Source organism: Rhodococcus sp. T2V (assembly GCF_029269925.1).
Taxonomy (GTDB): domain Bacteria; phylum Actinomycetota; class Actinomycetes; order Mycobacteriales; family Mycobacteriaceae; genus Rhodococcus_F; species Rhodococcus_F koreensis.
The window spans coordinates 65602-86017 of sequence record NZ_JARJBD010000022.1; the positions used below are offsets into that span (position 1 = coordinate 65602).

The 20416-nt window shown below is 66.3% G+C and carries 18 protein-coding genes; 6 read left to right on the forward strand and 12 right to left on the reverse strand.

The window, feature by feature from the left end; genetic code table 11:
- Nucleotides 1-55: 55 nt before the first annotated feature.
- Entirely contained in the window at nucleotides 56-736 is a 681-nt protein-coding gene (locus P3H15_RS19905) for a class I SAM-dependent methyltransferase (RefSeq protein WP_276138832.1), read from the forward strand.
- Nucleotides 737-739: 3 nt separating this feature from the next.
- On the opposite strand, the gene P3H15_RS19910 is transcribed toward P3H15_RS19905, so the two are convergent.
- Nucleotides 740-1969, reverse strand: coding sequence for a cytochrome P450 (locus P3H15_RS19910; RefSeq protein WP_276138833.1), 1230 nt, complete (start codon nucleotides 1967-1969; stop codon nucleotides 740-742).
- Nucleotides 1970-2111: 142 nt separating this feature from the next.
- On the opposite strand from P3H15_RS19910, the gene P3H15_RS19915 reads away from it, so the two are divergent.
- Both P3H15_RS19915 and P3H15_RS19920 read left to right on the forward strand, forming a co-directional pair.
- Complete coding sequence (locus P3H15_RS19915; protein ID WP_276138834.1) at nucleotides 2112-2879, forward strand: hypothetical protein; 768 nt, start codon at nucleotides 2112-2114, stop codon at nucleotides 2877-2879.
- Between the two features lie 131 nt (nucleotides 2880-3010).
- Entirely contained in the window at nucleotides 3011-4417 is a 1407-nt protein-coding gene (locus P3H15_RS19920; RefSeq protein ID WP_276138835.1) for a guanine deaminase, read from the forward strand.
- 47 nt (nucleotides 4418-4464) lie between these two features.
- Here the strand turns inward: P3H15_RS19920 and P3H15_RS19925 are convergent, their stop codons facing one another.
- From P3H15_RS19925 to P3H15_RS19940, 4 genes are all read right to left on the reverse strand, one after another.
- Nucleotides 4465-4935 (reverse strand): SgcJ/EcaC family oxidoreductase, encoded by a 471-nt coding sequence (locus P3H15_RS19925; RefSeq protein ID WP_276138836.1) that lies wholly within the window; start codon nucleotides 4933-4935, stop codon nucleotides 4465-4467.
- Between the two features lie 85 nt (nucleotides 4936-5020).
- Nucleotides 5021-6184: a Gfo/Idh/MocA family protein gene (locus P3H15_RS19930; RefSeq protein WP_276138837.1), complete on the reverse strand. Its 1164-nt coding sequence runs from the start codon at nucleotides 6182-6184 to the stop codon at nucleotides 5021-5023.
- 179 nt (nucleotides 6185-6363) lie between these two features.
- A complete protein-coding gene (locus tag P3H15_RS19935; protein ID WP_276138838.1) occupies nucleotides 6364-6645 on the reverse strand; it encodes a hypothetical protein in 282 nt (93 codons plus the stop codon).
- Nucleotides 6642-6923, reverse strand: a complete 282-nt coding sequence (locus tag P3H15_RS19940; RefSeq protein ID WP_276138839.1) for a hypothetical protein — start codon at nucleotides 6921-6923, stop codon at nucleotides 6642-6644. Before P3H15_RS19940 ends, P3H15_RS19935 begins: the two co-directional genes overlap by 4 nt.
- A 415-nt stretch (nucleotides 6924-7338) precedes the next feature.
- Here P3H15_RS19940 and P3H15_RS19945 point away from each other — a divergent pair, with 415 nt between their 5' ends.
- Together P3H15_RS19945 and P3H15_RS19950 are read left to right on the forward strand one after the other, a co-directional pair.
- Nucleotides 7339-8619 (forward strand): sodium:proton antiporter, encoded by a 1281-nt coding sequence (locus P3H15_RS19945; RefSeq protein ID WP_276138840.1) that lies wholly within the window; start codon nucleotides 7339-7341, stop codon nucleotides 8617-8619.
- 464 nt (nucleotides 8620-9083) lie between these two features.
- Complete coding sequence (locus P3H15_RS19950) at nucleotides 9084-10154, forward strand: low specificity L-threonine aldolase (RefSeq protein WP_276138841.1); 1071 nt, start codon at nucleotides 9084-9086, stop codon at nucleotides 10152-10154.
- Nucleotides 10155-10263: 109 nt separating this feature from the next.
- On the opposite strand, the gene P3H15_RS19955 is transcribed toward P3H15_RS19950, so the two are convergent.
- Together P3H15_RS19955 and P3H15_RS19960 are read right to left on the reverse strand one after the other, a co-directional pair.
- Complete coding sequence (locus P3H15_RS19955) at nucleotides 10264-11475, reverse strand: CaiB/BaiF CoA-transferase family protein (protein ID WP_276138842.1); 1212 nt, start codon at nucleotides 11473-11475, stop codon at nucleotides 10264-10266.
- 230 nt (nucleotides 11476-11705) lie between these two features.
- Nucleotides 11706-12194 carry a hypothetical protein gene (locus tag P3H15_RS19960; protein ID WP_276138843.1) on the reverse strand — a complete coding sequence of 163 codons (489 nt, stop codon included), beginning with the start codon at nucleotides 12192-12194 and terminating at the stop codon, nucleotides 11706-11708.
- Between the two features lie 521 nt (nucleotides 12195-12715).
- Between P3H15_RS19960 and P3H15_RS19965 the strand changes: the two genes are divergently transcribed.
- Nucleotides 12716-14893, forward strand: coding sequence for a glutamine synthetase III (locus P3H15_RS19965; protein WP_276138844.1), 2178 nt, complete (start codon nucleotides 12716-12718; stop codon nucleotides 14891-14893).
- Nucleotides 14894-14998: 105 nt separating this feature from the next.
- On the opposite strand, the gene P3H15_RS19970 is transcribed toward P3H15_RS19965, so the two are convergent.
- From P3H15_RS19970 to P3H15_RS19990, 5 genes are read right to left on the reverse strand one after another with little or no spacing between them, the layout of a single operon-like run.
- The gene (locus P3H15_RS19970) at nucleotides 14999-16099 is read right to left on the reverse strand and encodes a phosphotransferase (RefSeq protein WP_276138845.1); all 1101 of its coding nucleotides are present in this window, start codon (nucleotides 16097-16099) and stop codon (nucleotides 14999-15001) included.
- Nucleotides 16096-16449, reverse strand: coding sequence for a hypothetical protein (locus P3H15_RS19975; protein ID WP_276138846.1), 354 nt, complete (start codon nucleotides 16447-16449; stop codon nucleotides 16096-16098). The genes P3H15_RS19970 and P3H15_RS19975 overlap by 4 nt, the downstream gene beginning before the upstream one ends.
- Entirely contained in the window at nucleotides 16446-17471 is a 1026-nt protein-coding gene (locus P3H15_RS19980) for a TIGR03857 family LLM class F420-dependent oxidoreductase (RefSeq protein WP_276138885.1), read from the reverse strand. The genes P3H15_RS19975 and P3H15_RS19980 overlap by 4 nt, the downstream gene beginning before the upstream one ends.
- Nucleotides 17472-17522: 51 nt before the next feature.
- Nucleotides 17523-18617 carry a phosphotransferase gene (locus tag P3H15_RS19985; protein ID WP_276138847.1) on the reverse strand — a complete coding sequence of 365 codons (1095 nt, stop codon included), beginning with the start codon at nucleotides 18615-18617 and terminating at the stop codon, nucleotides 17523-17525.
- A gap of 31 nt (nucleotides 18618-18648) precedes the next feature.
- Nucleotides 18649-20388, reverse strand: a complete 1740-nt coding sequence (locus P3H15_RS19990) for a PEP-utilizing enzyme (protein WP_276138848.1) — start codon at nucleotides 20386-20388, stop codon at nucleotides 18649-18651.
- Between the last annotated feature and the right edge of the window lie 28 nt (nucleotides 20389-20416).

Sequence of the window (20416 nt, forward strand, 5' to 3'; positions counted from 1 at the left end):
TCGACCCGCACAGGTTCGGGCGCCGTGGGAAACCGGGACACCTAGGAGCGCGACCATGCCGCTGGCACCGTTCGACCCCATCACCGCGATCTACACACCGGCGCACGCCTGGATGTACGAGACCATCGTGGCGCCGGCCGTCTACCGCTCACGCCGCGTCATCGACGAGTACTTCCTGCCGCATCTCCCCCCGAACGCCCGCATTCTGGACGTCGGATCGGGCGGGGCGCTCTTCACCAAGTACATCGCCGACCAGCGCCCCGACGTGCACATTCTGGGTCTCGATCTGTCGCAGGCGCAGATCAAGCGCGCCACCAAACGCATGCGCAGCTACGGCGACCGGGTGCGTTTCGACGTGGGCGATGCCACGAAGCTCGACTTCGCCGATCAGACGTTCGACGGCGTGATCAGCTACGGCTCCATCAAGCACTGGTCGTCGCGCGAGGCCGGGCTCGCCGAGTGCGTGCGCGTCCTGAAGCCGGGCGGACCGCTGCTGATCACGGATGCGGACCGCAGCACGAGTTTCGAGGATGCCGAGAGGTTCGTCGAGGCCTACAAGGCGCCGCGCATTCTCGGTGCGGTCAACCTCGCGATTTTCCACACCTGGATCGCCGGGCGCTCGATCAGTCTCGACGAGGCGCGTGACCTCGCGGACCGGATCGAGCTCGACGACGCGACCGTAGCGCGCATCACCGACATGCCGCTCGTCATGATTTCCGGTCGCCGGCCTGCGTGAACGTCACGGTCGGTCGCCTGCCCGGGCCGGCAGTGACGCGATGCCGCTGACGAATGCGGAGAGCAGCAGCTCCGGCTCGCCCACCGCGTGGAGTCCGGGGTGGGCGGCGAACAGTTCCTCGAGCATGACCCGCAGCTCGAGCTTTGCGAGGTTCACGCCCAGGCAGTGGTGGATGTCTTTCGCACCGAAGCCGAGATGCTTGCCCGCGTTCGGGCGAGTGATGTCGAACCGGTCCGGATCGTCGAAGACGTTCTCGTCGTGGTTCGCGGACAGGTACCACATGACGACCTTGTCCCCGGCCGCGATGTGGGCGCCGCCGATCTCGGTGTCGACGGTCGCGGTGCGCCGCATGTAGGGCACCGGGGACGCGAAGCGGATCACCTCGTCGATCGTGTTGTCGATGTGGCCGGGGAAGTCGGCGAGCAGCAGTTGCTTCTGGACGGGGTGCTCGCTGAGCAGGTGCAGCGCCCACGCCAGCGCTTGCCGGGTGGTCTCGTAACCCGCCGTGATCAGCAGGATGACGAACGACCCGAACTCCGTCGGCGTGAGGGTCTCCCCGTCGACCGTCGTCGACACCAGGCGGGACGTCAGGTCGTCGCCGGGTTCCGCCTTGCGTTTCTCGCCCAGTTCGAGGGCGTACCCGTAGATCTGACCGAGACCCGCCGCACCGCCGGGGGCGGTGACGAACTCCTGATCCCCACCCCCGGAAATGACGTCGGCGGCCGCCGCCAGGATCATCGGCCGATCGCTCTCCGGGATCCCGAGCAGCTCGCAGATCACCTGCACCGGCAACCGGGTCGCGACCTCGGGGACGAAGTCGAACACCGTATCTCGGGGCAGGTCGGCGGCGATCTGCGCGGCGTGACCGCGCACCCTGTCGGCGATGCCCCGCACCGACGCGGCGGTGAACGCCGATTGCACGATCCCCCGCAGATGCTGGTGCCGGGGGTTGTCCATCGCGATCATCGACATGGCGAACTCGAGGATCTCGACGGGGACGTCGTCGATGGTGAAGCCCTTGGCCGAGGAGAAGACCTCCGGGTTCCGGCTCACCGCCACCACGTCGTCGTAGCCGACGACCGACCAGAAGCCCGGTCCGTCCGTTTCGGTGTGGAACTCGATCGGCGACCGCTGACGAAGGCCCTCGAACAGGGCGCGACGATCCGCGAAGCTGCGGTCCCAGAACACGCGTGCGGCAGGCGAGATGATTCTTTCGGACGCAGAACCCGTCACCGGTCCCCCTCGGTCGGTCGAACAGTCACTGCGACCCTACTGGGCGGGCAGCGGTTGTGCAGGTGAGGAATCACCGCAGGTCAACGGCTATGATCATAGAGTTGGCCTGCGGTGCGCCGGAGATGAACGGGGAGGACGACCTGTGACGTTGAGGGTTCGACTCTCCGACCTGCGTGAGATGCGCGATCATCCGTTGGGGGCGATCGAAGCAGGGTTCCGGGCGGGCCTGACCCAGCAGGAGGCCTTCACCAGAGGTCGCGGCCCCTTTTCCGGCGACGCCGAGAGCGTCTTCTCCGAACGTGAATTGTTCGTCACCGCGCCCGACGACGAGGTGCTGGCGGTCGCGACGATCACCGGGGTCCGCGAGTACGACGGCGAGTTCCTCGTCGACGGCGACCTGGTCGTCGACCACGAGCGGGTAGGGACGCGGCTGCTGATCCGGACCCCCGACGAGAACGTGTTCTCCTGCGCCGACGAGGAATCGGCGTGGGCGGGCTCGATCGAACGGGCACGGTGGATCTACGTGCGGGCGCTGGTCGAGGTCGCAACGGTCAAGACGACCTCCTACGACCGTCGGCTCGCCTGCGCGGATCCTGCGGCCGACCCCGCAACGACCCTCGCCACCGCCGACGAGACGATGCAGGTGGTGCCCCGGTACGTGATGATCCACCGCAGCGGCAAGCTACGACTCGGCGGGCCGTACGCCGACATCGCGGACTGGGACGGTCACGTCGAACCCTGGTCCGACTACGGCTACGTCGACTGCCTGCGCCTCGACGACGTCCTGGGCACCAGCGGCGACCTCGACATCGACGCTCTTCGGCCACTCACCTCGCGGGCGGCCGCCGCGGAACTCCTCGAGTCGCTGGGATGGGACAAGGTCGTCCGCCGATTCGTCGAGGCCCGCTGACCGCCGGGCGCGCATAATCCAACGCAGACGGCTTGGTCTGTTCGGCCGCGATCCGGGTCTGATCGGTGGCATTGTAGGTGTGGGCTGTTATCTCATCGCATGATCCGTTACCACTCGACGGGAGTTCACGCATGGCCACGCACCTCCACCTCGGACACATCTTCCACATCGCAGGCGCGCCGAAAGTGACCGAAGCCGCGGCCGCCCTGGTTTCGATACCCGACGGCGCCCTGGTGCTGGACGACGATGGGCGAATCGTGTTCTGCGGTGACCGCGCCGAGCTCCCGTTCGAATACGAGACCGGCACCGTGTACGACCACCGGCCCGGGTTTCTGCTGCCCGGGTTCGTCGACACCCACGTCCATTTCCCTCAGACCTACGCCGGCGACTCCTACGGCGGCGGGCAACTTCTGGAGTGGCTGACCCTGTGCATGTTCCCGTCGGAGGCGAAATTCGCCGACCCGGCGTTCGCGCAGCAGGCGGCCGTCGAGTTCACCAACCGGCGCATCTCGGCGGGCACGACCGCCGCCATGGTGTTCGGCTCTGCGTTTCCGCACGCCCAGGACGCGTTGTTCACCGAGACACAGAAAGCCGGTCTGCGCATCGTGAGTGGCCGCGGAATTCAAACCGTCGGTGACGAAACCGCCCAGCCGTTGATGACGTCCGAAGAGGACGCCATCCGGCTCACCCGCGAGGAGATCGACAAGTGGCACGGCGCCGACACCGGCGACGTCGACACCGCGCTGCTCCATGTGGCGATCATCCCGCGGTTCTCGCTGTCGGTGACGACGGAGACCTTGAAGAATCTCGGGGAACTCTACGACGAGGTGCGCGACCGCGGGGTGTATGTGCACTCGCATCTCAACGAGAACAACCGTCCCGGCACCGGCGAGGTCGACTCGACCAAGGAGACGTACCAGGTGAACTCGTACCTGGACACCTACGACGGGAAGTTCCTGCCCGGGTCGGCGGTCGGCGGAAAGAGCCTGCTGGGCAGGCGCACGATCCTCGCGCACTGCGTGCACTGCCAGGACGCCGAGCTCGAGCGGATGGCCGAGACCGGTACGTCGGTCTCACACTGTCCGATCTCGCAGCTGTTCCTGGGATCCGGAACGATGCCGTGGAAGCGCACGGTCGCGTCGGGTGTCACCATCTCCGTGGGAAGCGATTTCGGCGGCGGCGACGAATGGCTGATTCCCCGGGTGCTCGGCGACGCGTTCAAGGTGCACATCACCGAGCCCGGTGATGACGGAGTGTCGATGCATCCCGCCGAGATGCTGTTCATCGGCACCCTCGGCGGCGCCCGGGCCCTGGACATGGAGAACCGGTTCGGCAACTTCGACGTCGGGAAGGAAGCCGACTTCGTCGTCGTCGACCCGTCGGGCACGCCTGCACTCGACGGGTTGCTGCGCAACGCCTTTCGATCCGCCGACCCCGAACTCGCTCGCGATCAGACCCTGTTCGCGCTGCTGATGGGGATCCGCGAGACGTCCATCACCGAGGTGTACGTCGCGGGCAAACGCGCAAAGTCGTCCTGAACCGACGGTGGTGGCCGACCTCGCGGGCCGGCCACCACCGCGTTGCCTCAGCTGGGGTTCACCGACGAATGATGGTTTGCGATCAGCCACTTTCCGTCTTCGTACCGGTACACCCACGTGACCCTCGCTGCCACGTCCTGGCCGTTGGCGTTGATGACCCAGCGGCCCACGTTGTAGGCGAGGTCACAGTCCGAATACTTGTAGCTTTCTTCCATCCGGGCCGTGGGATCGGCCTTGATCAGGTTGACGAAATACTCCGTTATCTCCTCCGGAGTGTCGGCGATCGGCACCGACAGGGTTGGTAGCAGTATCGCGTCCGGCCGGTACAGCGCGGCCACCCGGCTCGCGTCGCCGGAGACCAGTGCATCGTTCCAACTCGTGAAAAGCGCATCCAGCTCACTGTCACTCGCGCGGACACAACTGTCCTCACTGTCGGAGGAAGTATCCGACGAACACGAAACCACCGAAATCGTCAACGCGAGAATCGCAATGCCTGTGCCGAACGGTTTGGTATTCATACCAACCTCCGCGGAGAAGGGCGCGTACGGGAACGACCCGCCAACCGATCAAGCGTAACCCCGCGACCACACGGCGCGGATCGGATCAGCGCACCCCGACCCACGCGCCCGATGCGACCGATGCCGTGATGGCGTCGAGGGTTTCGGCCGCGGCGACGGCGTCGGCGATCGTTGCGCCCTGGGGCTTTCCGTCGACGATCGACGTGATGAAGTTGTTTCCCTCGATGACCTTGAGGTCGTCGTAGCTCATCGAGGACGCGGAACCCGGCTGGAAGCGGGCGTATGCCCCGGCGTCGGGCCCCACCCAGACCGTCGTGACCGGCTGGTCCTGGTACCTGCTGCCGAGACTCGTTCCGAGTTCGTTCATCCGCCGGAAGTCCCAGTACACTGCACCTTTCGTGCCGTGGATCTCGAAGCCGTAGTTGTTCTGCTCGCCGACGGCCACGCGGCTGGCGTCCAGTGCCACCCGCCCGCCCGATGCCAGACGGACCAGCGCGCTGACGAAGTCGTCGTTCTCCACCGCCCCCAACCTGCCGCCGGTGGCGCGCGCATGCCCGCTGGTGGCCCCCGTCGGGACGGCGCGCTGCGGGATGAAGACGGCCGTGTCGGCCACCACGGCGTCGATGTCCCCGAGCAGGTACCGGACCAGGTCGACGCCGTGCGAGGCGAGATCGCCCAGCACGCCCGACCCACCCCGCGCGTTCTCGTAACGCCAGCTCAGCGCGCCGTCCGGATGTGCGGCGTAGTCGCTGAGGAAGCGAAACCGTGAATGCGTGATAGTGCCCAGTTCGCCCGAGGCGATGAGATCGTGTGCCATCGCGACGGCAGGTGCGTGCCGGTAGTTGAACCCGACGGTCGACTGGACGCCGGCCTTCTCGACGGCGGCAGCAACAGCCTTCGCGTCCTCGGACGAGAGCCCGACCGGCTTCTCGATCCAGATGTGTTTGCCCGCCTCGGCCATCGCGACGCCGATCTCGCGGTGAAGGAAGTTGGGTGCGGTGATGCTGACCGCGTCGATGTTCTCGTCCGCGGCGATGTCGCGCCAGTCCGTCAGCGCTGCGCCGAACCCGAACTGGGCGGCGGCTTCCTCGGCGCGACCGGGTACCTCGTCGGCGACGGCGGCCAGCCGGATCGTCGGGGCTTCCGGGAAGTGGTGGCGCTGCCGCAGATACGCGTTGGTGTGCACTCGGCCCATCCAGCCGAATCCGGCCACTGCAACTGCGATCTCGGTGGGGTTGACGTTGGTCAAGGTCGACTCCGGAACTACTCGGTGCGGCGGGTGTCTCTACGACAGTGCTGTGCGCCTGCGGCGAAGTCAACCGTTTGTGCGGACAAAGTAGCTCTCGAGGGGAATTTGATGGGTTTCGCCCGCCGCAGGGCGGGGACCGCCGGCCCGCGGACCAGCGTTCCCCTCGCATTCCTCGACGGCTATGCGTCCGCGCGTCGCACCAACGTCGGGACGCCGGCGTCGACCCGAATCACGCACTGATCGAGCGACTCGAACATCTCCTCCGCCGAAGCCCCGGAAACGGAGACTTCGTGCAACGCTTGCCCTTCCGAGGCAACAAGCGAGACCTGGGGTGCAACGTCCTCACCCGAGTCCGGGATCGCGTCCGTCCCCGCGGTCCGCATGACGGCGGCGAGAATGCTGCCGCTGTCGTCCGCCAGGACCTGCACGTGGGACACCTTCGGTGATTCCTGTGTCGTCATGCGAGTACGCCTCCTTCGAGATGGAACCAGATGCCCGAATTCGAACTGTTATGAATGCCGAGCGCATACCACTGCCTGCTGGGGCCGCCGAATACCGGTTCGTTGGCGGTGCCCTGCCACTGCGTCACCAGGACCTTCGTGCCGCCACCACCCTGGCTGGCATCGAGTTTCGGCGTCGCCAGCTGCGGCCCCTTCCAGACGTCCCCGAACGAGAAGGAGAACTGATTCGCCTGACCAGCGGCGAGAAAAAGCCCCTGTGGCGTTGTCGACCAAGCCATTTCGGTGTCCTTTCGTCGATTCGCGAATGCGATACAGGACCGACCGTACGGCGACCTGCGCCGGGTGAACCGAGTAGTCGACTACGCGAATCTCGCGCCGGACGCGGCGTTCGGTGCGGACACGATGCCGGCGAGGCTGCAGGGGCCAGGACGGCGCTCACGTCGCCGCAGGAGATCGTGCTCGTACATGGCCCGCGCTCCGGCCGCGAGGTAGTCCTCCGGCCCCCACGGCTGGATCAGTGCAGCGATCCGGTCAAACCATGGTGACCGCGGGGTTCGTCGTGCTTGGCTGGATGCACGAGACCCGATGAGGAGCCAAGGTCATGACCGAGCCGTTCACTGGTGATCCCGCGCTCGACGAAGTGGGATCCGCCGCGGTGGCCTCGCCGCCCCGCCGTTCCGGGGTAGCGACGCGATGACCTGGGCGTTACCGGCGATCGCCGCGATGCTGCTCGCCTTCGCCGCGATCTCCCGGAAAGTTGCGGGTACCCCGCTCACCGCGCCGATCGCCTTCACGGTGGGTGGACTCGCGCTGGGTGCGGAAGGGGTGGGCCTGATCGAGGTGGACGTCTCGGGCGAGATCATCAAGTTGCTCGCCGAGGTGACGCTCGCGCTCGTGCTCTTCACCGACGCGTCGAACGTCGACCTCACCGCGCTCCGTCCCGAGATCGCGCTCCCAGCAAGACTTCTTGGATTCGGACTGCCGCTGACGATCGCCGCGGGCTTCGGCGCCGCGGTGCTCGTGTTCGACGATCTCGGCTGGCCGGAGGCGTTGCTGCTGGCGGTGATCCTGGCGCCGACCGACGCGGCGCTCGGACAGGCGGTCGTGACGCTGCCCTCTCTACCGACGCGGGTGCGGCAAGGCCTCAACGTCGAGAGCGGACTCAACGACGGCATCTGCGTGCCACTGTTCCTGATCGTCCTCGCGATCGCCCGCGCCGAATCGGGGGCGATCGGCGGTGGCTCCGCCGCGATCCTGGTCGCCGAGCAGATCGGCTACGGCATCCTCGCCGGCTTGGGTGCCGGGGCGGTCGCGGCAGCAATCGTGGTCGTCGCCGGCAGGCGCGATGCGATCGACCCGCTGTGGATCCAGATCGTTCCGGTCGCCGCCGCCGTGCTTGCGTACACGATCGCCGTTCCGCTCGGCGGGTCGGGTTTCATCGCGGCGTTCGTCGGTGGCCTCGCCTTCGGTGCCATTCGGCGGCGGGCGGGGGGCGAGCTCTCGCACATGATCGAGGAGTCCGGCGATCTCTTCAATGCGGTGACCTTCATCGTCTTCGGTGCGGTGCTGCTCGGTCCCGCGCTCGGCCACCTGTCGTGGCAGGTGCTCGTCTACGCGGCGTTCAGCCTCACCGTCGTGCGGATGGTGCCGGTGGCGCTCTCCCTCGTCGGCCTGCACGCACGGGGGCCGACCATCGCCTTTCTCGGCTGGTTCGGCCCGCGCGGGCTCGCCACCATCGTCTTCGTGGTCCTGATCGTCGAGGAGTCGGGCGAACTCCCGCACGAAAACCTGCTGCTGACGACCGCGCTGGTCACCATCGGCGCCTCGGTCCTCGCCCACGGACTCACCGCCGCGCCGCTCGCCGATCGTTACGCGGCCTGGTTCCGGGGGCATCCCCGGCCGGAGACCCTCCACATCGAAGCGTCCGGGGAGAGGCCGGGCGATGTCCGTCCTCGCGTGGACGACGGCGGCTAGCAACAGCGCAACCATCCGGTGGGCAAACAGAGCTCTGCGACGGGTTGCCCACCAGCGGGATGATCAATATACTGAACGAAAAGTTCACTTTATCGAACGGAATGTTGGGTCGAGTCCAAGTGACGTGGACCACTCCATCTACGAGGAACCGGCGTCGAGTCGGGCGAGGTGAAGCGTGAACTTCTCCGCAGGATCAGCGGCGGGCATTCGGTCGAAATATGGCGGATGCGACTACCCGCGAACCACTCCAGCACAGGCCTCCCTCACGCAGACGGCACAGTCGAGCAGCTCTATGTCTCGTCTGGGCACCTTCGTGCAGGTCCCGTGGACAACCCCACCACGCTGGGACCGGGCGACGTACTCGCCTTTGCCGGCGACGCTCCGCACGTGTACGTCACGTCGAACGAGTCAGTTCGACTTGACCGTGACATTCATTGTCCCAGTATCGAATTGAAAGGTCGTCCATGACCTCGCCCGCCACACCCCTGCAGGGATACCTCAGTGACAATGCTGCAGGCGCGTCCCCCCAGATCCTCGCCGCGATGACCGCGGCGGCCGAGGGCCTGGCCGCGCCGTACGGCAATGACGAGCTTTCGCAGTCGGTGCGGGCAAAGTTCGCCGACGTCTTCGACCATCACGTCGACGTCTTCCCGGTCGGCACCGGTTCGGCGGCGAACGGACTCGCGTTGGCCGCTCTGACGCCTCCGTGGGGCGCAGTCCTGTCGCACCCGGATGCTCACATCAACAACGACGAGGCAGGCGCACCGGAGTTCTTCACGAATGGTGCGAGATCAATCCTGGTGGACGGCCCGGATTCCAAGATCGACGCGGACGTGTTCCGCGCAGCAGTGGGCCGGAGGAGAGGAGATGTCCACAGCGTGCAGCCCTCCGTCGTCAGCCTCACGCAGGCAACCGAGTCCGGCAGCGCATACAGTCTGGACGAGCTCGCGGAACTGTCGTCGATCGCGCACGAGGCGGGTCTTCGTGTCCACATGGACGGTGCTCGTTTCGCCAACGCCCTGATCGCCATCGGGGCGACCCCGGCCGAAATGAGCTGGAAGGCAGGAGTGGACGTCCTGTCGTTCGGTGCCACGAAGAACGGCGCGATGACCGCGGACGCCGTGATCTCGTTCGACGGCCGGCTCACGACCGAACTGCAGTACCGCCACAAGCGCGCAGGTCAACTCACTTCCAAAATGCGCTTCCAGACAGCGCAACTCGGCGCCTACCTCGACGGCGACCTCTGGCTGAACAATGCGCGCCACGCGAACGGCATGGCGACACGACTGCGCGACGGCCTCGCGGGCCTTCCCGGCGTGAAGATCCTGAGCAAGAGCGGTGCCAACATTCTGTTCTGCCACTTCCCCGATCACCTGTCGGCCGATCTCAGGGCTCAGGGGTACGCCTTCTACGGCGACCGCTGGGAGCCGGGAGTCGTCCGGTTCGTGACGTCTTTCGCCCATCACTCATCGGACATCGACACGCTTGTGTCATCGGTAACCGAACTTACGCGCGGGTACCGATCTGTGCCGTAGAGCGCGAGAACGATAGACCGCCTCAGCGCGACAACGCCTTTGGTGGCCACCATCAGATCTGCCCCCGTCGATGCGCTGAGCCATGCGATCTCAGCTGCGGGACGGGGGGTTACCCGACGGCGCCTCCGGTGCGAAGTCCGGCGATCGCAGTGTCTGTGAGGCCGAGTTCGCTGAGCACGGCGTCGGTGTGCTCACCGAGGGCGGGAACAGGTCCCATGGGCAGTTCGACATCGGTGAACGTCATCGGCGGCAGTACCGCCCGCACCGGTCCGGCGGCGGTGTCGACCTCCCGCCACCGGCCACGCTCGGACAGTTGAGGATGGTCGATGAGGTCTCTCATTCCGTTCAGGCGGGCGGCGGGCACGCCTGCCGCGGCGAGTCGTTTGTCCAGTTCCTCGGTGTCGAAACGGCGGGTGTGCTCGGCGACGACCTGGTCGGTTTCGGGCCGGTGCTCCACCCGCAGGATGTTGGTCGCAAACTTCGGATGCTCCGCGAGATCGGGTCTGCCGAACACCTCGGTGACCAGCGCCCGCCAGCCGCGGTCGTTCTGCACCCCGATCAGGATCTGCCCGTCGACGGTCGGGTACGCGTCGTACGGTGCGATCGAGGCGTGACTCAGACCCATCCGCTCGACCTGAGTGTCCTGGTACATCTGCAGGTACATGGGGTGCCCGAGCCATTCGACGGTCGCGTCGAACATGGACACATCCACCGCGGCCCCCACACCGGTGCGTTCGCGCCGAAACAGTGCCGCCTGCACCGCAGTCAGCGCATACATGCCGGCGGCGATGTCGGCGGCTGGAATTCCCGTCTTGGTTGCCGTCTCGGGGGTGCCGGTGATCGAGCACAAACCGGTCTCCGCCTGCACCAGCATGTCGTACGCCTTACGTGCCTGCAGTGGGCCTGCGGTGCCGTAGCCGGTCATGTTCACCACGATCAGTCCGGGGCGGTCGCGGCGCACGGCGTCGGCGCCGAGACCGAGCCGTTCCATCGCGCCGGGAGCAAAGTTCTGGACGACGACGTCGGCCCGGTCGAGGAGCCGACGTATCACCTCGAGCCCCTCCGCTGACTTCATGTCGACGCACACCGACTCCTTGCCCCGGTTGAGCCACACGAAATGGGAGGCGAGACCGTGCACGGCGGTGTCGTAGTTGCGGGCGAAATCGCCCTCCCCGACACGTTCGATCTTGATCACGCGGGCTCCGAGATCGGCCAGGTGCCGGGTGGCGATCGGGGCGGCCACCGCCTGCTCGAAGCTGACCACGGTGATCCCGTCGAGAGGAAGGTCCCGGCGCGCCGTCGACGTCACAATTGAGGTCACGTGAATTCTCCTGATGATGGACCGCACGCTGCAGACGGAGCGTTCGGTGCCGGCTACCCGGCATGGTGACTCCAGGATCGGCCACCGCCCCACGACGCGGGTGTTCCAAAGCGGAACACCCCAGAATCCGGTCCGGGGGCGCTCGAGAGTCCGCTGAACGAGATCGCGGATTCACGGCGTTGCCCCTGCCCTCCACCGGCGGAGGCGAGGACACCGGACTGACCGCCCCGCTATGCGGTGGTGACGTCGGGCGGGTCGGGAAGGTCGACGTCGAGAACGAAGTCGAGCCAGATCAGGGCGTCGGCGAGCGTCTCCGCCCGCATGGTCACGTCGAATTGCTCGGCAGCGGTCAGCGACCGCTGCGCTTCGGCGAGATCCTCGGCGAGGAACGCCGACACCGTCCGCAGCACCCAACGCTCCGACGCCGAGAGGGCGTCCACGTCGACGAACCCGCCGTCCGTGAAGCGCAGGTCGAGGATGAACCTCTCCCCCGGTCCCGCGGCGCCCAAACGCGCGGTGACCACGCCGACGATGGCATCGACGACCCAGGCGAGCACGTCGCCGTACTCCGGTTGCTCTCCGACAGCCGGCGGTTCGGCGCACACCCGGGATATCTCGCCCGAGAACCGGACGACGTCACGGTCACCGACCAGTTGCATCAGCCGGCCGCCGACTGCCGCGGCCGACGAACTGGTGGGGCTGCCCGCGTTCGATCCCATACTTCGAGAATGCCCGGTGCGGGGCACCGCCACACAGCGCGGTCGATCACGCCCAGTTGCCGGTATGGCCCCACCGGTCCCGGCCGCCCAAAGCTGACCGGTGGGGTCCACCGCCCGTGTAGCGGCGTCCGACGGAATTCGATTCGACGTCGGCGCGCTGCGTACGGGCACACCGCCCGATCCCTCGATGGGCGGACTCTCACCTCGGTCTGGAGGTGGCGATTCGCTTCGCCTGCAACTGATTGGACGCTATCGCGAACCAAGGTAAAGCGCAAGTAAAGATCGCTCGAGGGCTCGACGTTCCCCGCTGCCGGCCGGCAGCAGCCTCAATCGACGGACCGAATCCGAACGGTGTAGTTTTGCTGCGGGCCTTATCCTCAGGGGACTCTGCGTGAGCGCCGTCACGGCGGCCTGACACGGCCGAGAAATCTGCACGAAACATGCACGTTACGTTCCGTTCGTACAGTGTTGCCCCGACGCACCCCCACCTCATCCGCGGGGTACACGCGAGGGAGAAACACATGAGTGGGAATGCCGTCCGTCTGCAGGCGATCAAGGACGTCGAGGCCTACGTGCCCCCGGCCGTCAGTTTCGTCGACGACGAGAAGCCGGGCGAGATCTTCGGCCAGAACGTGTTCAGCAAGACGGTGATGCAGAAGCGTCTGCCGAGGTCGGTATACAAGTCCGTCATCGCCACGATCGAGAAGGGCAAGCCTCTCGACCCGATGGTCGCCGACGCGGTCGCGTCGGCGATGAAGGACTGGGCACTCGAGAAGGGCGCCACGCACTACGCGCACGTCTTCTACCCCCTGACGGGCCTGACCGCGGAGAAGCACGACAGCTTCTTCGACCCGGTCGGCGACGGGTCGGCGCTCGCCGAATTCGCAGGTAAGACGCTCGTCCAGGGCGAACCCGACGCGTCGAGCTTCCCCAACGGCGGGCTCCGCAACACGTTCGAGGCGCGCGGTTACACCGGGTGGGACGTCACCAGCCCGGCCTACGTGCTCGAGAACCCGAACGGCAACACCCTGTGCATTCCGACGGTGTTCGTGTCGATGACCGGGGACGCGCTCGACCACAAGACACCGCTGCTGCGGTCGCAGCAGGCGATGGGTGTCCACGCGGAACGCATCCTGACGCTCTTCGGCCACGACGACGTCGAGAACATCGTCTCGTTCTGCGGACCGGAGCAGGAATACTTCCTCGTCGACCGGCACTTCTTCCTCGCCCGGCCGGACCTGCTCAACTCCGGCCGCACCCTGTTCGGCGCGAAGCCGCCCAAGGGCCAGGAGTTCGACGACCACTACTTCGGCGCCATCCCCGAGCGCGTTCTCGGCTTCATGATGGACACCGAACGTGAGCTGTTCAAGCTCGGCATTCCGGCGAAGACCAGGCACAACGAGGTCGCCCCCGGCCAATTCGAGATCGCACCGATGTTCGAACGCGGCAACATCGCCGCCGACCACCAGCAACTGCTGATGACGACGCTCAAGACGATCGCCAAGAAGCACGGCATGGCCTGCCTGTTCCACGAGAAGCCGTTCGACGGTGTCAACGGGTCCGGCAAGCACGTCAACTTCTCGCTCGGCAATTCCGAACTCGGCAGCCTCCTCGTCCCCGGCGACAACCCGCACGACAACGCCCAGTTCCTCGTGTTCTGCGCTGCCGTCATCCGCGGGGTGCACAAGTACGGCGGCCTGCTCCGCGCCTCCGTCGCGTCGGCGACCAACGATCACCGACTCGGCGCGAACGAGGCTCCCCCGGCCATCATCTCCGTGTTCCTCGGAGACCAGCTCGCCGGCGTGTTCGAGCAGATCGCGAAGGGTGCGGCCACCTCGTCGAAGGGGAAGGGCACCATGAAGATCGGTGTCGACACCCTGCCCGTGCTCCCGACCGATCCGGGCGACCGCAACCGCACGAGCCCGTTCGCCTTCACCGGCAACCGGTTCGAGTTCCGGGCGCCGGGTTCGATGCAGACCGTCAGCGGACCCATCGTCACGATCAACACGATCATGGCCGAGTCGCTCGACTACATCGCGACCGAACTCGAGACCGCGGTCGCGAACGGCACCGACTTCGACACCGCGGTGCAGAACCTGCTCACCGAGATCATCACCAACCACGGTGACGTCGTGTTCAACGGGGACGGATACTCGGAGAACTGGCAGAACGAGGCGGCCGCGCGTGGACTGCCGAACCTGCGCACGACGCTCGACGCGTTGCCCGAACTGATCACCGAATCGGCGGTCGAACTGTTCGGCAAGTACCAGGTGTTCAACCATCGGGAGATGCACTCTCGCTACGAGATCGGTCTCGAACAGTACGCGCTGACGATCGGTGTGGAAGCACGGCTGACCCTGGAATTGGGACAGACGTCGATCCTCCCCGCCGCGATTCGCTACCAGACCGAATTGGCGCAGAACGTTGCGGCGCTGAAGGCGGCAGGCGTGGACGCGGACCTGTCCGCGCTCGAGGCCGTGTCGGCACCCCTGACGAACCTCAGGGCCGCGCTCGCCGAGTTGAAGTCCGCGCTCGCCGCTCAGGGCGAATCGGAGGCACTGGCGGAGGCAACGCATGCCAAGGACGCCCTCCTGCCCGCGATGGCTGCCGTTCGCGCAGCAGCAGACAGCCTCGAGGACATCGTGGCCGACGACCTCTGGCCGCTGCCCACGTACCAGGAGATGCTCTACGTCCTCTGACGGACTGGAGTAGATCTGCACGCAGACAGGTCCGGAACCTACGGCGGAAGCTGTGGGTTCCGGACCTGTCCGTCGGCTCACACTGCGCGGGTCTCGGAGTGTCTGTCAGTGGCGCGATGCGGCCACGTCGCCGAGCGCTTCGACAGATTTCCAATCGACCACGGCTGCGCAGTTACGCCGCAGCAGCGCAAGAATCAGCTGGTTCACCACATCGTTGTCGGGGAGAACCGCGACCGCGGCGAGTGTGACGTAGAGGCCGCTGAGTAGCTGGATCCTGTAGTCGGCCGTCGCCTGCCCCTCGTCGTATCCGGAGGATTTCTCCGCGAACACGTCGATGTACGTCTTCAGCAATCGTGTTTCGTGTAGTCGGCGCTCGGCGACGTCGACACTGCCCGACATGAAGTACGCGAAGTCGTACATCGGATTGCGCAAGCCGGTGAACTGCCAATCCAGGAGCACGGTCGACACTCCCGCCTCCGACCTCTCGAACAGAACATTGTCGACGCGAGGGTCGCCGTGAGTGAGTGTCAGGTGTTGCTGCGGCAGCCCGTACCAGATGCGGACGAGTGCGACGGCATCTCGCATGGCGGCGAGGAAGTCCGGCGGGAGGTCCCCGGCGAAGCGCGTCAGCGCGGCCGCGGCCCCGCGTTCCGCCGCATCGCACCAGTAGTCGGAGACCTCGGACATGCGCACCAACCACGCGGGTGCTGCCTCATCTGTCAGTGGGAAGAAGCTGGAGTGCAGGCGAGCGAGTTCCGCGACAAGGGATTCCGCCTCGGCCACACCACACCCCGCGGCTTGATTGCCGGGCGTCGTCGTTGCCGTCAAGTCCTCCAGGACGAGGTTGATGTTCGTCTCGTCGCCGGCCACCCAGAAGCACCGCGGAATCCGGCAAGCCTGTCGGCCACCGACTTCCCGGTAGGCGCCGATTTCGCGGTGGTATGCACCGCTCCGCAGTCCGTGCGCGTGCGCACCCGGTGCGCTCGGACGGAACTTCACCACGACCGCGGCGGGGGAAACGAAGTCGGCTCGTGCGTACTCGATGCCGATTCGCACGGTGTCGCTCACGTTGCCTGCGCCGATCGGCTGCACCGAAATCGACGCGACCTCGACCCCGGTGTGGCCTGCGTGCCGCAGCACGGACTGCACCCATGCGGTGTCGATCTCGGTGGCGACGTCGAGCACTCTGGGAGTCGGGTGATTCATGACCAGGACCCTTCGAAGTAGTTGGAGTTCCACACATCCGTGATGAGTCCCGCGGTCACTTTGAAGACCTCGATTCCGCAGAGCCTCTCTCCGGTGGACAGGCGGATCGCGTTCCACGTCAGCGTCGCGAACTCCTCGTTGCCAGAGAGGTTGGCCACCTCGAATGTCGGCTGATTCGACGCCAGGTCGGCACGAATGCGCTCGACTTGCTGATTCCGGCTGAGCGCCAAGGTGTTACCCGCTTCGTGTCGAATGACCGGGTCTCCGCAGATTTCGTGGATGAGCTCGAACCGTTGCTTGTTGTAGATCTCGAACACGTACTGTTCGACGAGTTCGACGGGGGTCCTCACCGGAGACTCCTGTACGCCTCGACGACCGGCTCGAGTTCTGCCGGGGTCGAGCAGTGCATGATGACGCCGTCGACACCGAGATCGAGTTGGGCGGAGACCTTCTTCGCGCAGGCCTCGGCTGATCCTGTGGCGGCTGCGTCGAGCCACTCGGCGGGCAGCACTGTGCCGATGTGTTCGATCTCGGACGGGGTTGCCACCGCATCGCACCAGCCGTTCAATCCGGCGACCACCGGATCTTCTCGGAACCGCTGGAGCGCGCTGGGGTCCCAGTTGTTCGTCTTCACCATCAGGTCTCCGTACACCTGCAGGTAGGTCGCGAGTCTGGCCACGGTCTTCTTCAGTTGCAGTTCGACGGGCAGGTGGTCGGGAACCGTTGCGTAGCAGGACCACACCTTGACCGCTGCGGGGTCACGGCCGGCCTTCTCCGCAGCGGTGCGGACCGCGTTCACACACCGCACGACAGTGTCGTCCGAGAAGTACGTGTGGAGAACGACGACGTCGGCGGCTCGCCCCGCCAGGGCCAGGGTCGCAGGCCCGAATGCGGTCAGTCCGATCGGAATGCTCTCGTCGAATGTCGGGTCGAGGCGCAGCGCCGGAAAGTTTCCGGCCGGGCCGCTATGGCCCTCGACGGTCTCTCCCTTCCACAATCGGCGCATCAGACCGATGAAATCCTCCAGTTGCGCGGTGGTGACCGGCGGGAGGCCGAAGGCTTTCAGTTGCGGTGCCAGCCCACGACCGAGGCCGAGGACGAAGCGGCCGTTCGTCAGCCGGTGCATCGTCGTCGCCCATGCTGCTGTCACCATCGGGTGGCGGGTGTTGTGGTTGGTCGCAGCAGTGGCGATGTTCAGGCGTTCGGTCACCGCGCCGGCCGCGCCCGTCAACGACCCGAGTTCCTTGACGTTGAACCGTTCGGAAAAGAACGCGGTGCCCAGGCCGAGACGCTCGGCCAGTGCCAGTTCGCCGTACATCTCTCGGGGAGACTCGACGTGTCCGCCGAGTGCGTAGAAGCCCAGTTCAGGCATCGAATCGTTCACTGAGTGCGCCTTTCGTGAGAACCGCAGTCGGGCGCGGACCTACCCACGGTTCACCGCGACGAGGGGGTGGATCCCGATGTGGCGGGCGCCGTCGCGGTCCCGTGCATGTGTGAGGGAATTGGTGACCATGGACAGAAACAGCTCGTCACCGCGCTCGGTTCGTTCCACCAGCATCGCAGCCGCAACCCCGATGATGAAGTTGTGGAAGGTCGCGCACGCATAGTCCTGGACGAGACGTTCGAACGGATAGCCGTCGACCCCGAGGTCGACGAGTTCCGAGTGGTAGTGGAGGAGGAGTTCGTCCTCGTTCGCTCGACGTGTCGCGGCGTCCAGCGCGCCACCGATGAAGTAGGCGATATCGACGACTCCCGGTGCGTACACCACTGTTTGCCAGTCCAGTACAACGAGCGGCACTTCTCCGCCGCGCGCGTCGAACAGAACGTTGTCGGGTCGGTAGTCTCCGTGCTGGACGGTGTAGGGCATCCTCTCCAGCGCCTGGTAGTACCCGGCGATGTTGTCGACGAACTCCTGCCCCAGTGCGAAGTCGGCCTCGCTGAGCCGGCCGGTGTAGCGCTGACGGAATCCGTCGTACCATTCGGGCATCATCTCTGCGAATCGCTGCCAGTAGCTCGACGAGATGTCCAACCACGGGTTGCCCCTGAGTTCTTCGGAACCCCAGTAAGGCGCGTGGATCCGCGCGGCTTGTTCGACGGCGAGCCGCGTTTCGGCCACCGTGCAGCCGATCAGCTGGTTTCCGGGACGTGCGGGAGTGAGGTCCTCCAGGAGGAGAACGAATTCGGTATTGTTCGAATCGATTTCGGCGTGGAAACAGGACGGGACGCGGACCTGGAGGTGCGGCGCGATCTCGGTGTAGAAGCCGACCTCACGGGCGTAGTTGAGCTCGCTGCGTCCGGCCGCGCGACTCTGCTCGCTGTCGGAGGTCAGTTTCGCGACGAGCGACTCTGGCCCTCGGCCGGGGCCCGAGTAGGAGATCGTGATCCGATAGCTGTCGGCGACCAGGCCTGTGCCTATCGGTTCGATTGCCGTGTCGGTCACCCGATTGCCGCGGGCGAGTATCCCCTTGTCGTGCAACACTCGATCCAGCCAGCTCGCGCAAATATCAGCTGCGTGCAATGTCTTCTCCTTATCGAGGGCCGACGCCGACTCAGATCGCGAGGACCGTCACGACACCGGTCGTGCCGTCGACCTCGATGAGTGCTCCGTTCGGGATGCGCTTGGTCGCGTCGGTTGCCGAGACGATGCACGGGATACCGATTTCCCGGCTGACGATCGCGGCGTGCGAGAACGGGGCTCCGACGTCGACGACCACCGCGGAGGCGGCGACGAACAGCGGTGTCCAGGACGGGTCTGTGATCGGGGCGATGAGGATCTCTCCGGGCTCGAGCGCGGAGGGGTCGTCGGGGGTGGTCAGGACCCGGGCGATGCCCCGTGCGGTGCCGGTGCAGCCGGACACGCCGACCACAGACTCGCCCGCGGCCAGCGCAGCACCGGCGGCGCCTGCGCGCAGCGACCAACTCTCGAGCGGCGGAACTTCCTCGGATACCACGAACGGCGGCTTGACGTCGAAGAGCGCGCTATAGCTCTTTTCCCGCTCGCGCACGATGTCGGTGAACGCAGTGGGATCGACGAGGTAGGCATCGAGTTCGTCGGCGAAGAGCATGAAGATCTGCTCCACGCTGTCGAGGGCCCCCGCCTCGACCCCGCGTCGGCCGAGCTCCCGTGCGGGAAGCCGGATTTCGTGGATCACCATCGCTGCCGTAGTGCGGGCGCGTTCGCGGCCGCGGAGCCAGAGAGCGGCGGCGGCGAGGGTGGCCTCGAACTGGGCGGAGGTCTCGGGATCCCCGGCAAGGAGCTCACGGACCACCAAAGCGGCGGCCTCGCGTTCCTCACTTCGGATGGCGCCCTTACCTTCCGGCGCTTCGTCGTCGCCGACCTGCCGCATGCGGTCGACGGTGGCCAGCGCCAGTTCCGGTTTGACGCCCCAAGTCTGGGCGCGAATCTCCCATTCCGCCGGGCCGCGGAAGTCCCAGTCCGACAGGAACGCGTCGAGATCGGCGCGGAACGCGGCGACGGCCGGGTCGGTGCTCGCCGACAGCCGGTCGTAGAGGCCGGGGACGCCTTCGTCGAACACGGCGGCCACCGCCGGATCCTGGGCGGTGCGGCTGAGGGTCCACATCCGCTTGGAGGGTCCGGTGGAGTCGACGTCACCGATGCCGCCGACCAGGGTGAGGGCGAGCTCGGGCCTGCCGACGGCGGCGGCGATCTGCGCGACGGCCCCCAGCCCGACACCCGATTTGAGGCTGGCCTCGATGTGGTGCTGGAACAGCGGCCGCAGGATGTAGTCGAACGAGGTGATGCGCTCGCGCAACTGCTGGTCGGTCAACGCGGTCATGTCGGGCCGGTCGGCGCGGATGCGCATCACGTCCCGACGGTCGGCGTCGTACTCGGGTAGCCCGGTGGCCCCGATGACTTCTTCGACCAGCCAGGCGCCGGCGCGCTCGGCGAACTCCGGGTTCTCGTCGAAGTCCCGCTGCTCGCTCTCGTAGCTGGGAATCCCGGGCATGTCGCCGAAGTACTGCAGGTCGACCGCTTCCGGTGACATCCCCGGCACGCGGACGCCGAACAGCCGCATCAGCGACATGTTGATGTACAGGTAGCTGCCGAAGGCCGGGAGGATGTTGTAGTCGACCGTGGCGTCGTAGAGGTCGTGGTCCCAGACCCTGCATGCGACGAAGGCGTCCCGCCAGCCCGGTTCGAGATTGTGCTGGAAGCCGGCGGAGGCGTTCAACGGACTGATCGGGTCGGGGAAGATCTCCCCGACGTTCGCGCGGGAGTACAGGGGAAACACCTTCGACACAGTGTCGTTGATGGGCCACTCAGCCATGCGATGCCTTCTTTCAGACAAATGTTGT